This is a genomic window from Saccharothrix hoggarensis (genome assembly GCF_042678885.1).
Taxonomy (GTDB): Bacteria; Actinomycetota; Actinomycetes; order Mycobacteriales; family Pseudonocardiaceae; genus Actinosynnema; species Actinosynnema hoggarensis.
On sequence record NZ_JBHTLK010000196.1, the window covers coordinates 1 to 13,724 of the forward strand.

Annotated in this window: 11 protein-coding genes and 1 pseudogene; 5 read left to right on the plus strand and 7 right to left on the minus strand. The window is 73.4% G+C overall.

All coding sequences use genetic code 11. The features are described 5' to 3' along the window. From ACFQ3T_RS27750 to ACFQ3T_RS27765, 4 genes and pseudogenes are all read right to left on the minus strand, one after another. Positions 1-273 (minus strand): annotated as a pseudogene (locus ACFQ3T_RS27750) (GNAT family N-acetyltransferase); the annotation flags it as partial. 73 nt (positions 274-346) lie between these two features. Next, the gene (locus ACFQ3T_RS27755; RefSeq protein ID WP_380727483.1) at positions 347-730 is read right to left on the minus strand and encodes a hypothetical protein; all 384 of its coding nucleotides are present in this window, start codon (positions 728-730) and stop codon (positions 347-349) included. A 73-nt stretch (positions 731-803) separates the two neighbouring features. After that, positions 804-1,919 (minus strand): winged helix DNA-binding domain-containing protein, encoded by a 1,116-nt coding sequence (locus ACFQ3T_RS27760; protein WP_380727485.1) that lies wholly within the window; start codon positions 1,917-1,919, stop codon positions 804-806. Next, positions 1,904-2,299, minus strand: a complete 396-nt coding sequence (locus ACFQ3T_RS27765; protein ID WP_380727487.1) for a hypothetical protein — start codon at positions 2,297-2,299, stop codon at positions 1,904-1,906. Before ACFQ3T_RS27765 ends, ACFQ3T_RS27760 begins: the two co-directional genes overlap by 16 nt. Before the next feature lie 119 nt (positions 2,300-2,418). Here ACFQ3T_RS27765 and ACFQ3T_RS27770 point away from each other — a divergent pair, with 119 nt between their 5' ends. From ACFQ3T_RS27770 to ACFQ3T_RS27780, 3 genes are all read left to right on the plus strand, one after another. Next, entirely contained in the window at positions 2,419-2,973 is a 555-nt protein-coding gene (locus ACFQ3T_RS27770) for a DM13 domain-containing protein (RefSeq protein WP_380727489.1), read from the plus strand. Positions 2,974-3,214: 241 nt separating this feature from the next. Next, positions 3,215-4,207: an AraC family transcriptional regulator gene (locus tag ACFQ3T_RS27775; protein WP_380727491.1), complete on the plus strand. Its 993-nt coding sequence runs from the start codon at positions 3,215-3,217 to the stop codon at positions 4,205-4,207. Between the two features lie 112 nt (positions 4,208-4,319). After that, positions 4,320-7,721 (plus strand): phosphodiester glycosidase family protein, encoded by a 3,402-nt coding sequence (locus ACFQ3T_RS27780; RefSeq protein ID WP_380727493.1) that lies wholly within the window; start codon positions 4,320-4,322, stop codon positions 7,719-7,721. A 55-nt stretch (positions 7,722-7,776) separates the two neighbouring features. Here ACFQ3T_RS27780 and ACFQ3T_RS27785 read toward each other — a convergent pair whose 3' ends face one another. Genes ACFQ3T_RS27785 through ACFQ3T_RS27795 form a run of 3 tightly spaced genes read right to left on the minus strand, consistent with a single transcriptional unit; the run spans position 7,777 to position 11,560 of the window. Continuing rightward, a complete protein-coding gene (locus ACFQ3T_RS27785; protein WP_380727495.1) occupies positions 7,777-9,840 on the minus strand; it encodes a 3-hydroxyacyl-CoA dehydrogenase NAD-binding domain-containing protein in 2,064 nt (687 codons plus the stop codon). Further along, a complete protein-coding gene (locus ACFQ3T_RS27790; RefSeq protein WP_380727497.1) occupies positions 9,840-11,042 on the minus strand; it encodes an acetyl-CoA C-acetyltransferase in 1,203 nt (400 codons plus the stop codon). Before ACFQ3T_RS27790 ends, ACFQ3T_RS27785 begins: the two co-directional genes overlap by 1 nt. A gap of 56 nt (positions 11,043-11,098) precedes the next feature. Continuing rightward, complete coding sequence (locus ACFQ3T_RS27795) at positions 11,099-11,560, minus strand: GNAT family N-acetyltransferase (RefSeq protein ID WP_380727499.1); 462 nt, start codon at positions 11,558-11,560, stop codon at positions 11,099-11,101. A 137-nt stretch (positions 11,561-11,697) separates the two neighbouring features. Here ACFQ3T_RS27795 and ACFQ3T_RS27800 point away from each other — a divergent pair, with 137 nt between their 5' ends. Together ACFQ3T_RS27800 and ACFQ3T_RS27805 are read left to right on the plus strand one after the other, a co-directional pair. Next, positions 11,698-12,846 (plus strand): acyl-CoA dehydrogenase family protein, encoded by a 1,149-nt coding sequence (locus tag ACFQ3T_RS27800; RefSeq protein WP_380727501.1) that lies wholly within the window; start codon positions 11,698-11,700, stop codon positions 12,844-12,846. Further along, positions 12,846-13,724 (plus strand): CaiB/BaiF CoA transferase family protein (locus ACFQ3T_RS27805; protein ID WP_380727503.1); only part of this gene is annotated, 879 nt, incomplete at its 3' end. The genes ACFQ3T_RS27800 and ACFQ3T_RS27805, both read left to right, overlap by 1 nt.

The following is a 13,724-nucleotide window of genomic DNA, read 5'->3' on the forward strand; positions in this document are numbered from 1 at the left end:
GGTCGGCGCGTCCACCAGGTCCCGCACGTCGGCCGCCGTGATGCCGACGCACCGGCCGCCCTCCGCGCGCACCGCGGCCACCAGGTCCGCGGGCAGCAGGCCGGGCGCGGCGCGGACCACCAGCTCGTCCAGCACGCCGCCCGGCACGGGGATGACGGACAGCGCCAGCACGTTGCAGTCCCGCTCCGCGAGCCGGATGGTCATCCGCGCCAAGGCGCCGGGACTGTCGTCCAGCTCGACGCGCAGCCGCCAGGTCTTCGGTGTGGTGTCCATGCGACCCAGGCTGCCCGCCGCACGTTGCCACGCGGGGACGTGGGCGTTTCGGTGGTGTTGAGCCCGCCGGGCGTCAGTCGTCGCAGTGCGGCGGCGGGAACAGGTTGAGCGGGCTGCACGGCCACTCGCTGTCCCGCGTCCGGGTCGTGGTGGTCGTCGCGGCCGGCGGCGCCTCGGTGGTCTGCGGCGGCGGGGGCGGCGGCGCGCTCGTCGTGGTCGTCGTGGTGGTCGTCTTGACCGTGGTCTTCGCGCCGGTCGGCGACGTCACCGCGTCCGTGCTCACGACGATCGACGTCGTGGTGGAACTGCTGGTGGACGGCCTGCCGGTGATCCACGTCGAGGCCGGGGTGTCGGCCTGCTGCTGGTCGTTCACCCCGTCGAGGTACACCCCGATGAGGACACCCGTCAGCGCCGACGCCGCGACGGCCAAGCCGCACGTGGCCCACAGCACCCGCACAGCATGCCTCCTAACAGAACGTACTTGTGGCGCAACGGTGAGCGGTGGAAACAGTACCGCCCTTCGGCCGGTCCTACCCGGCCCAGTGCACCTCGGCGGCCCCGGCCACCCGGCGCACCTCGTCGAGCACGGCTTTCCGCGCCCCCGCCGACAACGAGCGGAACGGCTCGACGGTGACGCACACCTTCGCCCCCTTCCGCTCCCGGGACCACACCCCGGCCATCATCCCGTCCACCATGACCACGGGGGATAACCATCCCTGGGGTCGGTACACCCGGTCAGGCGTCCCCCCGTCGAGGAAGTGGTGGGCGTGCCGGGTGGCGGCCACGACGTACTGGTCGAACGCCGGCAGCAGCCGCACGGTCCGCACCGGCTCCGCCTCGCGCAGCCCGGCGACGTCCTGCGCCCGCGCCCAGCACGACTCGCCCTCGACGTCCACGGGCTCGACCCGGTCGCCCAGCGCCTTCAGCACGCGGCCGCCCTCGGCCGGGCTCACGCCCCACCAGCGCGCGAAGTCCTCCCTGGTCGCCGGGCCCTGCCGGGCCAGCCACCGGAGCGCGACCTCCCCGACCGGGTCGGCCGGCACGTCCGCGCCGTCGAGGCCGAGCCACGTCCGCGGGCTGGTGAACCGGACGTACTGGCCCTCGCCGGGCCCGAACACCAGCCTGCCCTGGAACGACGCCGGCTTCAGGTACGCGCCCCAGCTCTCGCGCAGCTTCCCCCCGAGGTGCGCGGACGTCCTCGCGGCGACCGCGTCGGCCAGCTCGGCACGGGTCAGCAGCCGGTCCTCCAGCACCTCGCCCACGGCCTCCACCAGCGCGGACAGCTCCTCGGCGGTGATCTTGAACCCGCGCAGCCACACCGGCTTCAGGTAGTGCCGGTAGGTGGCGAACGCGGCCTGCCACAGCGGGTACCCGTCGGCCGGCAGCAGGTGCAGGGTGCCGCGCATCGACCACGTCTTGACCAGCGTGCGGTCGGTCCACAGGGCCTTCTCGACGGCGTCCTCGTCCAGCCCGTCCACCCGCGCGCGCAACGTCGCCGCGGCCGACGACATGAGCTGGGCGTGCAGCCCGCACAGCTCGGACACCACGTCGAGCGCCTCCGCCGCGGGCCTGCGGACGTCCAAACTGTGCCTGCGGGTGCGCCACGCCGCCACCTGCCGCCACGTCACCGTCACTCGCGATCCCACCGGGACTCCAGGGCGGCCACTCGCCGCTCGACCTCCGCCGCGCCCCACGAGCGCGCCAGGACCAGGCCCGCCCCGGACAGCCCGGCGACGAGCACCGCGCCGGTCATGTGCCAGGTGGGTGCGTCACCCGTGCAGGTGAAAACCTCGGTGAACCGCTCCGCGGAGCACGTCACGAAGGGCACGGAGGCCAGCCCGACGCTGGTCGCGGCGACCCCGCCGAGCAGGGCGGACCCGAACGTGCGCATCAGCGGGAACGCGGCGTTGGCCGCGCCGACGGCGGCGATCGCGAACAGCAGCGGCACGGGGTGCGGGAACGGCCCGAACGCGGCGCAGCCCAGCATGAGCGCGCACACGATCACCAGCCCGACCCGTTCACCCACGTGGCGACCCTAACAACGTCCGCGGGAGCCGTCAGAACTTCGTAATGAGGTTTCGCCCGCCGGAGGGTCTTCGGTTCGCCAGGGTTGACGCGTACGGGACGACTTCGGAGGGCGTGGCGATGTCCAAGCGGGTAGTGGTGGTCGGGGTTGCGTCGGTGCTGGTGGTGGCGCTGGCGATCGGGCTGTGGCTGTTCCAGCCGTGGCGGCTGGTCACCGACCGGACGGCCGACGAGGCGCTGCTGGTGCCGGTCTCGACCGGTCCGCTGCCGTCGGCGGAACGATCCGGGTCGGCCGCGCCGTCGGCGCCGGTCGCCACGACGACGCCCGCGGGGCCGGTCGCGCTGGCGGCGGGGCCGTTCCGCTCGCTCGACTACACGACGACGGGCAGCGCCACGCTGGTCCGGCTGCCCGGCGGCGGCCACGCCGTCCAGTTCGAGGCGTTGGACACGAGCGACGGGCCGGACCTCTACGTGTACCTCTCGGGGCACCCCGCGGATTCGGCCGAAGCGGTGTTCGGCTCCGGTTTCACGAACCTGGGGAAGTTGAAGGCGAACCGCGGCAACCAGGTCTACGAGGTGCCCGCCGGCACGGATCTCTCGGGCGTCCGCAGCGTCGTGATCTGGTGCGAGAGGTTTTCGGAGGGCTTCGGCGTAGCGCCGCTGGAACAGGGCTGACACGTCGGGGAAACACCGGGGGCAGTGGTCTGGGCCACGTAGCGCCTTTTCACCGTATTGACGTATCTGGTCTAGACCACCTAAAGTGATGGGTGCCACAACGTCCCTCGTTGGTGGGCGGGCGGATGCCCCACCGATGAGGAGCCGGCTCACTGGGGTGGGCCACCGTGGCGGCGGCGCGGTAAGCCTCTCTCTCCCCACACCGCGCCGCCGCTCACGGCCCTGATGCACACTGGGGGCGATGCTCACCCGGACCATCGCCATCCACTACGTCACGGCCGCGCTGCGGGGCGCCGTGCGGCGTGGTCACGACGTCGCGGACCTCCTCGCGCCGGCCGGCATCGGCGAGGCCCTGCTCGTCGACGAGCGCGCCAGGGTGACGCCCGCCCAGTACACGAAGCTCGTCCAGACGCTGTGGGAAGTGCTGGACGACGAGTTCCTGGGCCTGGCACCGCAGCCGAGCAAGCGGGGCACGTTCCCGACCATGTGCCTGCTCGCCGTGCACTGCGCCACGCTGGAGGACGCCCTGCGGCGCGGCCTCGCGTTCTACGCGCTGTTCGACGTGCGGCCCGCGATGGCGCTGGCCGAGCGGGACGGCGTCGCGTCGTTCACGCTGGCCGCGGCGGGCCTCGACGACCCGGACCGGTTCCTGGTGGAGTCGCTGCTGGTGCTGTGGCACCGGTTCTCGTCCTGGCTGATCGGCCGGCGCATCCCGTTGCGCGGGGTCGACCTGGCCTACCCGGAGCCGCCGCACGGCGCGGAGTACCACCTGATCTTCGGCGCGCCCCTGCGGTTCTCCGCGCCCACGACGACGTTGGCGTTCGACAGCCGGTTCCTGCGGATGCCGGTGGTGCAGGACGAGGCCGCGCTGCGGCGGTTCCTGCGGAACTCGCCCGCCGAGCTGCTGTCCCGGCGCGACTACGGCGCGGACGCGTCCAGCCAGGTGCGGCGGATGCTCGGGAGCGGCGTCGTGGGGCTGGAGAACGTCGCCGCGCGGCTCGGGGTGAGCGCGCCGACGTTGCGGCGCAAGCTCGCCGCCGAGGGCACGTCGTTCCGCGAGGTGCGGGAGCAGCTGCTGCGGGACCAGGCGGTGGCGAGCCTGGTCCGGGGCGGGGAGTCGGTGGAGGAACTGGCGCTGCGGCTCGGGTTCTCCGAGGCGAGCGCATTTCACCGGGCGTTCAAGCGGTGGACGGGCAGCAGCCCTGGTACGTACCGGAGCGGGACCGCAAGCTGACGTCGTCGGCCGTTCACGCCGGCAACTGCGTCCGAACGGCCGTGTCCGGCGAAAGTCCAACACGGTGGACTGACGTTGTGTAAATTTCCGCCAACCCCCTGCGGGAGTCCCCGTGTCCCCACGCCTCCGTCCGCGCGCCCTCGCCGCGGTCCTGGTGCTCGCCCTGGCGCCGGTGGCCCAGTCCCTGACCCCGGTCGCCCACGCCGCGCCACCCGGCGCGGCCGCCCAGCCACCCCCTGACGTCGTCGACCTGCCCGGCGTCGCCGTCGCGCCCGCCGTCGACCCCGCGCGCCGCATCGAGACGGCCCGCACCACCAGACCGGTCGCGCCGGGCGTCTCCCTCGACTCCTTCGACTGGTACGAGCCGGGCGGCGCGGGCGGGTGGATCCGCGGCGACGCCCTCACCGTCGACCTCACCTCCGGCACGCGGGTGGACTACCTGCACCCCGGCCACGTCAGCGCGGCCGAGCCGCTGTCCGCGCAGGCCAACCGCACCCGCGCGGTGGCCGCCGTGAACGGCGACTTCTTCGACATCAACAACTCGAACGCCCCGCTCGGCGTCGGCGTCCAGGACGGCCGCACGGTCAAGTCGCCCGTCGCCGGGCACCGGCGCGCGGTAGGCCTCGACGCGGCGGGCGTCGGCCGGGTCATGGAGGTGTTCTTCGAGGGCTCGGTGGTCCGCGCGGACGGCTCCACGATCCCGTTGGCGCAGCTCAACAGCGCCTCCGTGCAGGCGGGCGGCGTCGGCGTGTTCGACCCGGTGTGGGGTTCGTACAGCCGGGCGCGTGCGGTGACCGGCGCGCCCCGCGTCACCGAGGTCGTCGTGCGCGGCGACGTCGTGGCGGAGCTGCGCGGGCGGGCGGGCGACGACCCGATCCCCGCCGACGGCTACGTCCTCGTCGGCCGGGAGGCGGGCGCCGACGCGCTGGCCAGGCTCGCCGTCGGCGAGCGGATCACCGTGCGGCACACCACGAAGGCCGACGACGGCAGCGCCCTGCGCGCGGCCATCGGCGGCAACCAGCTGCTGATCAAGGACGGCGTGGTCGTCGCGCCGGACGACCCGCTGCACCCGCGCACGGCCGTCGGCTTCTCCGCGGACGGCAAGAAGATGTACCTGCTCACCGTGGACGGTCGGCAGGCGCCGTACCTGCTCGGGCTCAACCTCAAGGACGTCGCCGCGATCCTGAAGGAGATGGGCGCGCACAACGCGCTCAACCTCGACGGCGGCGGCTCGTCCACGCTGGTCGCCCGCACGCCGGGCGCCGAGTCGGTGGACGTGGAGAACAAGCCGTCCGACGGCGGGGAACGCCTGGTGCCCAACGGTCTCGCGCTGTACGCCCCGGAGGGCAGCGGCGACCTGACCGGCTTCTGGGTGCGCACGGCGATCGACCCGCGGTCCGCGCCCGGTGCGGACACCGTGCCGGGCGGCCACCCCGAGCGGGTGTTCCCCGGCCTCACCCGCCGCCTGGTGGCCCAGGGGCACGACGAGACGTACGGCCCGGTGGGCGAGGACGCGCACCAGTGGCAGACCCACCCCGCGAACGTCGGCCGCGTCGACGACGACGGCGTGTTCCGCGCCGAGCGGACCGGCACGACGACCGCCGTGGCACGGCGTGGCGGCGTGGCGGGGGAGATCGGGCTGACCGTCCTCGGCGAGCTGGCCGGGCTGTCCGCGACGACGTCCCGGCTCAGCCTCCCCGAGATCGGCGGCACGAGCGGGTTCGGCGTGGTCGGGCGGGACGGCGACGGCTTCACCGCGCCGGTCGAGCCCGCCGACGTGGCGCTGGAGTACGACCGCTCGGTGGTCGACATCGCGGCGGGGGAGGACGGCGCGCTGCGCGTCACCGCCCTGCGCCCCGGCTCCACCACCGTCGTGGCCCGCGTCGGGTCGCACGTGGTGCGCGTCCCGGTGACCGTGGGCCTGGAGGAGCGGTTGATCGCCGGGTTCGACGACGGCGCGTCGTGGACGTTCGGCTCGGCCCGCGGCTCCGGCTCGGTGGCCCCGGTCGCCGAGGGCCGCACCGGCGCCGGGCTGCGCATGACGTACGACTTCTCGAAGTCCACCGGCACCCGCACCGCGTACGCGATCCCGCCGCGGCCGATCGAGGTCGAGGGCCAGCCGCTGGCGCTGGGCGCGTGGGTCTACGGGCACGGCCGCGGCGAGTGGACGGCGTTCACCGTCACGGACGGGTCGGGGCTGAGCCGGTCGCTGTACGGCCCGTACATCACGTGGACGGGCTGGCGGTACCTCGAAGTGCCGGTGCCGAGCGGCCTCGCGTTCCCGTTGAAGGTCAACCGGTTCTACACGATCGAGACCAAGGCCGACCGCCAGTACACGGGCGAGGTGCTGGTGGACGACATCGTGGCCAAGGTGCCGCCCGCCGTGGAGCTGCCCGAGGCCGAGGAGACCGAGGACCGGCTGGTCGTGCGCGACGGCACGGTGGCCGACCGGCCGTGGCGGTTCGCGGTGATGTCCGACGCCCAGTTCGTCGCCCGCAACCCGGACAGCGACCTGGTCCGGGCGGCCCGGCGGACGTTGCGCGAGATCAAGGCGCAGCGGCCGGACTTCCTCGTCGTCAACGGCGACTTCGTCGACGAGGCGTCGCCCGCGGACCTGGCGCTGGCCCGCCGCGTCCTCACCGAGGAGCTGGGCGACGAGCTGCCCTGGTACTACGTGCCGGGCAACCACGAGATCATGGGTCCGGGCACGATCGAGAACTTCCGCCGCGAGTTCGGCGCCACCAACCGGGTCTTCGACCACAAGGGCACCCGGTTCGTGCTGCTCGACTCGTCCACCGGCACGCTGCGCGGCGGCGGGTTCGACCAGGCCGTGATGCTGCGGGAAGCGTTGCGGGACCACGGGTCCGTGCACTCGGTCGTCGTGATGGAGCACCACCCGCCGCGCGACCCGACGCCGACCAAGGGAAGTCAGCTGTCGGACCGGCTGGAGGCCGACGTGGTCGAGGACTGGCTGTCGGGCTTCCGCCGCGCCACCGGCAAGGGCGCGGCGTTCATCGGCGCGCACGTGGGCCTGTTCCACGCCTCGCGGGTGGACGGCGTGCCGTACCTGGTCAACGGCAACTCGGGCAAGGCGCCCGCGGGGTCGGCCGGCCGCGGCGGGTTCACCGGCTGGACCATGCTCGGCGTCGACCCGGCGGCCGGTGACGACTGGCTCGCCGCCGAGATCCGGCCCCACGTCGACGGGTTGGCGCTCGACGTGCCGCCGGTGGTGCGGATCGGCTCGCCCGGCGCCGTCACGGCGACGGTCACCCAGGCGGGCCGGCGGGTGCCGGTGGCCTACCCGGTGAGCGCCGACTGGTCCGCGTCGCTCGACGTGCACGTCGGCGCGGAGTCCGGGGTGCGGCCGTGGCACGTCGCGTGGCTCGACCCGGAGACGGGCGCGCTCACCGCGTTGCGGCCGGGCCGGGTGACGGTCGCGGTGACCGTGAACGGCGTGGCGCAACGCGCCGAGGTGACGACGGCCCTGCCCGAACGGGGTCGCGCCACCGCCTGATCCGACCGGCGAGGCCCCGGGGTTCACCGAACCCCGGGGCCTCGCCGCACCGCCGTCAGAACTTCTCGCCCCGCGCGGCGCGCTCGCGCAGCGACGTCGGCGGGCGGAACCGCTCGCCGTAGGTGTCGGCCAGGTAGTCGGCCCGCTCCACGAACGCGCCGAGCCCGTACGAGTTCACGAACTGCACCGTGCCGCCGCTCCACGGCGCGAAGCCGAACCCGAACACGCTGCCCACGTTCGCGTCGCCGACCGACGTCAGCACGCCCTCGTCCAGGCACCGCAGGGTCTCCAGCGACTGGATGAACAGCAACCGGTCCTCGACGTCCCGCTCGGTGACGCCCGCGTCGGCCCGCGCGTACCGGGCCAGGCCCGGCCACAGGAACTTCCGGCCGCCCTCCGGGTACTCGTAGAACCCCGCGCCGCCCGCCTTGCCCGTGCGGCCCTCGGCGACCAGCTCCTCCAGCACCGCGAACGCCGGGTGGTCGCCCAGCGCGCCCGCGACCGTCGGGTCGTCGGCGAGCGTCTGGTCCCGGATCTTCAGCTGCAGCGTCAGCGTCACCTCGTCCGACACGGCCAGCGGCCCGACGGCCATGCCCGCGCGCTTGGCCACGTTCTCGATCAGCGCGGGCGACACGCCCTCCGCCACCATCGACACGGCCTCGGTGACGTACGTGCCGAACGTCCGCGACGTGTAGAAGCCGCGGCTGTCGTTGACCACGATCGGGGTCTTGCCGATCTGCAGCACGTAGTCGAACGCCCGCGCCAGCGTCTCGTCCGACGTCTTCTCGCCGCGGATGATCTCCACCAACCGCATCTTCGGCACCGGCGAGAAGAAGTGCAGGCCGATGAACCTCGTCGGGTCCGGCACCGCGGCCGCCAGGCCGGTGATCGGCAGCGTCGACGTGTTGGACGCGATCACCGCGTCCGGCAGCGCGTTCGCCTCGGCGGCGGGCAGCACCCGGTTCTTCAGCTCGCGGTTCTCGAAGACCGCCTCGATGACGAGGTCGCAGCCCGCCAGGTCGGCGTCCGAGTCGGTGGGCGTGATGCCCGGCGTGTCGCCGGCGCCGCGCTTGGCCGCGTCCAGCGTCACGTCCTTCAGCACGACCTCGATGCCGGCCTTGGCGCTGACCTCGGCGATGCCCGCGCCCATCATGCCCGCGCCCAGCACCCCGACCTTGGCGACCTTCGAGCGCGCCACGCCGTCCGGCCGCGACCCGCCCGCGTTGATCTCGTTGAGCTGGAACCAGAACGTGTTGATCATGTTCTTGGACACCTGGCCCGCGGCCAGCTCGACGAAGTAGCGCCCCTCGACGGCGAGCGCCGTGTCGAAGTCCACCAGGGCGCCCTCGACGGCGGCGGCCAGGATCTTCTCCGGCGCCGGGTACACGCCGTGCGTCTTCTTGCGCAGCACGGCGGGCGCGGCGGCGAGCAGCCCGTACAGGTTGGGGTCGCCGACCCGCACGTCCGGCACGGCGTACCCGGGCCTGTCCCACGGCTGCTGCGGCGCGGGGTTCTCCTTGATCCACGCGCGCGCCTTGGCGATCAGCTCGTCGCGGGAGGACGCCAGCTCGTGCACCAGGCCCGCCTGCAGAGCGCGCGCCGGGCGCAGCTGCTTGCCCTCCATGAGCAGCGGCAACGCGGGCTGCACGCCCAGCAGGCGCACCACCCGCGTCACGCCGCCACCGCCGGGCAGCAGGCCCAGCGTCGCCTCCGGCAGGCCGATCCTGATCCGGTCGTCGTCCAGCGCCACCCGGTGGTGGCAGGCCAGCGCGATCTCGAAGCCGCCGCCCAGCGCGCTGCCGTTGATGGCCGCGACGACCGGCTTCCCCAGCAGCTCCAGCCGCCGCAACTGGCCCTTGACGTCCTCCAGGAACCCGAGCGCCTCGGCCGCGTTCTCCGGCGTGATCGTGATCAGCAGGTTGAGGTCGCCGCCCGCGAAGAACGTCTTCTTCGCCGACGTCAGCACGACGCCCGCGATGTCGTCCTTGACCGACTCCAGGCGGGCGACCGCCGCGCCCATGGCCTGGTGGTACTCGGCGTTCATCACGTTCGCCGAGCCCGACATGTCCATCGTGAGGGTGACGATCCCGTCGTCGTCCCGCTCGAAGTGGATAGCCATCAGACCCTCTCGATGATCGTCGCGATGCCCATGCCGCCGCCCACGCACAGCGTGGCCAGACCCCGGCGCAGGTCCCGGCGCTCCAGCTCGTCGAGCAGGGTGCCGAGGATCATGCAGCCGGTCGCCCCGAGCGGGTGGCCCATCGCGATCGCGCCGCCGTTGACGTTGACCTTCTCGTCGGGCAGGTCCAGCTCGCGCTGGAACTTCAGCACCACCGACGAGAACGCCTCGTTGATCTCGAACAGGTCGATGTCCTCGACCGTGAGCCGGGCCTTGTCCAGCGCCTTGCGCGCGGCCGGCGCGGGACCGGTCAGCATGATCGTGGGCTCCGAGCCGACGACCGCCGTCGCGATGATCCGCGCGCGGGGGGTGAGGCCGAGCTCCCGGCCGGTGCGGGCGTTGCCGATGAGCATCGCCGCCGCGCCGTCCACGATCTGCGACGAGTTGCCCGGCGTGTGGACGTGGTGGATGCGCTCCACCGTCGGGTACCGGTCGATGGCGACGGCGTCGAAGCCCAGGTCGCCGTGGAACGCGAAGCTCGGCTTGAGCCCGGCCAGCGCCTCCATCGTGGTCTCCGGGCGGATCGCCTCGTCGTGGTCGAGCACGACCGAGCCGTTCTGGTCGACCACGGCCACCAGCGACCGGTCGAAGTAGCCCTTGTCCCGCGCCAGCGTCGCCCGCTGCTGCGAGCGCAGCGCGTACGCGTCGACGTCCTCCCGGGTGAACCCCTCCAGCGTGGCGATGAGGTCCGCGCTCACGCCCTGCGGCACGAAGTTCGTCGCCATGTTGGTCTCGGGGTCGGCCATCCACGCGCCGCCGTCCGAGCCCATCGGCACCCGCGACATCGACTCGACGCCGCCGGCCACCACCAGGTCCTCGAACCCGGACGCCACCTTCGCCGCCGCCAGGTTCACCGACTCCAGGCCGGACGCGCAGAACCGGTTGAGCTGCACGCCCGCCGGCCGCAGGTCCCAGCCCGCCGCCAGCACCGCCGTGCGGGCGATGTCCGCGCCCTGCTCGCCGACCGGGGACACGACGCCGAACACCACGTCGTCCACCGCCGAGGTGTCCAGCTCGTTGCGCCGCGCCAGCGCCGCCAGCACCCCGGACGCCAGGGTGATCGGCTTGACGCTGTGCAGCGAACCGCGCTTCCCCCTGCCACGCGGTGTCCGCACCGCGTCGAAGATCAAGGCTTCGCTCATGTACTCAACGGTAGGCACCCGCCCGGCCCTTGCCCATGACCGCGGCAGGTGACTTATTAGCTCAGCGGGTGGTCCATGACCTCGCCCTCGCCGACGAACCCCAGCCGCGCGTACAGCCGCCGGGCGACGGGGTTGTCGCGGAACACCCGCAGCTCCACCCGCGTCCACCCGTGCTCGCGCGCCCACGCCAGCACGTTCGCGACCATCGCCTCGCCGACGCCCTGGCGGCGGAACTCGGGCCTGACCCACATGGAGTACAGGTAGAGCGTCTCCGCGTCGTCCTCGTGGGGCACACCGGCCACGAGCGCCACCGGCTCGGCCGCCCCTGAGCCCGAGGTCTCCACCGCGATCACCTTCACCCCGTTCCGGGGCGCCATCAGCTCGCGCCACCTCGCCTCGTCGTACTCCTGCTCACGGGCCAGCGTCGAGCCGAACGCGTCGGGGTCGCTGCGCAGGGCGGTCAGCCGGATGTCGCGCCACGTGCGCCAGTCGGCAGGGGTCAGCCTCCGGTATCGCATGCACCGAGTCTGGCCCACCGGCGCGCCCGCCGCGGCCCGACGACTACGGGACGCCTGACATTTGCGCTCACGATCGACGTCCACGCCGGCGGTCACGGTCATGGCGGGCGCGACGGGTCGGTGGGACCGTCTGGGGCATGCCAACTCGCCGTTCCGCCTGGATGACCGAGGACCTGGACCAGCTGCGCAAGCTGGCCCGGACGTTCTTCGAGAGGGAGTCGGTCCCCCACCACGAGCGCTGGGCCGCGCAGAAGCACGTGGACCGGGACTTCTGGAACCAGGCCGGTGAGCTCGGCCTGCTCTGCCTGTCCATCCCCGAGGAGTACGGCGGTGGCGGCGGCACGTTCGCGCACGAGGCCGTGCTGCTGGAGGAGCAGGCGCGCGTCGGCGACAGCGCGTGGGGCAACAGCGTGCACAGCGGGATCGTCGCCCACTACATCAACTCCTACGGCGCCGAGGAGCAGAAGCGCCGCTGGCTGCCGAAGCTCGCGTCCGGCGAGTTCGTCGGCGCGATCGCCATGTCCGAGCCCGGCGGCGGCTCCGACCTCCAGAACATCAAGACGCGGGCGCTGCGCGACGGCGACGAGTACGTGGTCAACGGCTCCAAGACGTTCATCACCAACGGCGTGCAGGCCGACCTGGTGATCGTGGTCGCGAAGACCGACCCGTCCCAGGGCGCCACGGGCATCTCGCTGGTCGTCGTGGAGACCGCCGACGCGCCCGGCTTCCGCCGCGGCCGGGTGCTGGACAAGATCGGCATGAAGGGCCAGGACACCGCCGAGCTGTTCTTCGACGACGTGCGCGTGCCCGCGGCGAACCTGCTGGGCGACGGCGAGGGCCAGGGCTTCATCCAGCTCATGCAGCAGCTCCCGCAGGAACGCCTGATCATCGCCGTGGCGTCGATCGCGGGCATCGAGGCGGCCGTCGACCTGACCCTGGCGTACGTGAAGGACCGCACGGCGTTCGGCCGGGAGCTGATCAAGTTCCAGAACACCCGGTTCACCCTCGCCGAGTGCGCCACCGAGGCCCGCGTGACCAGGGCGTTCGTGGACGAGTGCATCGCCGCTCACCTGAAGGGCGCGCTCGACGTGCCCACGGCGGCGATGGCGAAGTGGTGGGCCACCGAGCGGCTGTGCCGGGTGGTCGACGAGTGCGTCCAGCTGTTCGGCGGGTACGGGTACATGACCGAGTACCCCATCGCGCGCGCGTGGGCGGACGCGCGCGTGCAGAAGATCTACGGCGGGACGAACGAGATCATGAAGGAAATCATCGCGAGGTCGCTCTAGTGCCGGGGCCGCTGGAAGGGCTGAAGGTCGTCGAGCTGGCCGGCCTCGCGCCCGCGCCGTTCGGCTGCATGGTGCTGGCGGACCTCGGCGCGTCGGTGGTCCGGGTGGACCGGATCGGCGGCGGCACCGAGGCGCCGCTGCTGGGGCGCGGGCGGCGGTCGATCGGCGTGGACGTCCGCCGGCCCGAGGGCGCCGAGCTGGTGCTCCGGCTCGTCGCCGCGTCGGACGTGCTGGTCGAGGGCTTCCGGCCGGGCGTGACGGAGCGGCTCGGCATCGGCCCGGCCCAGTGCCTGGCCCGCAACCCGAAGCTGGTCTACGGGCGGATGACCGGGTGGGGCCAGGACGGCCCGCTGGCCGACCGCGCCGGGCACGACATCAACTACATCGCGGTGGCGGGCGCGCTGGAGCCGATCGGCCGGGCCGGCGCGCCGCCCACCGTGCCGCTGAACATCGTCGGTGACTTCGGTGGCGGCGGGCTGCTGCTGGCCGTGGGCGTGCTGGCGGCGCTGTACGAGCGGGAGCGGTCGGGGCGCGGGCAGGTGGTGGACGCCGCCATGGTCGACGGTGCGGCGCTGCTGACCACGTTCCTGCACGGGATGGCGTCGGCGGGCGCGTGGACGGGCGGGCGGGGCGAGAACCTGCTGGACGGCGGCGCGCCGTTCTACGACGTGTACGAGGCGGCGGACGGGCGGTTCGTCAGCGTGGGGGCGTTGGAGGAGAAGTTCTACGCCGAGCTGCTGGCGGTGCTGGGACTGGCCGACGCCGGGCTGCCGAGCCGCCACGACCCGGCGAACTGGCCGGAGCTGAGGTCGCGCATCGCCGCCGCCGTGGCGACCCGGACGCGCGACGAGTCGGCGGCGGTGGCGGCGGGCACGGGC

Excerpts from the sequence above, each read along its gene's own strand:
- ACFQ3T_RS27785 (WP_380727495.1), bottom strand. The coding sequence starts at position 9,840 with ATGGCTATCCACTTCGAGCGGGACGACGACGGGATCGTCACCCTCACG.
- ACFQ3T_RS27800 (WP_380727501.1), top strand. The coding sequence starts at position 11,698 with ATGCCAACTCGCCGTTCCGCCTGGATGACCGAGGACCTGGACCAGCTG.
- ACFQ3T_RS27790 (WP_380727497.1), bottom strand. The coding sequence starts at position 11,042 with ATGAGCGAAGCCTTGATCTTCGACGCGGTGCGGACACCGCGTGGCAGG.
- ACFQ3T_RS27770 (WP_380727489.1), top strand. The coding sequence starts at position 2,419 with ATGTCCAAGCGGGTAGTGGTGGTCGGGGTTGCGTCGGTGCTGGTGGTG.
- ACFQ3T_RS27795 (WP_380727499.1), bottom strand. The coding sequence starts at position 11,560 with ATGCGATACCGGAGGCTGACCCCTGCCGACTGGCGCACGTGGCGCGAC.
- ACFQ3T_RS27775 (WP_380727491.1), top strand. The coding sequence starts at position 3,215 with ATGCTCACCCGGACCATCGCCATCCACTACGTCACGGCCGCGCTGCGG.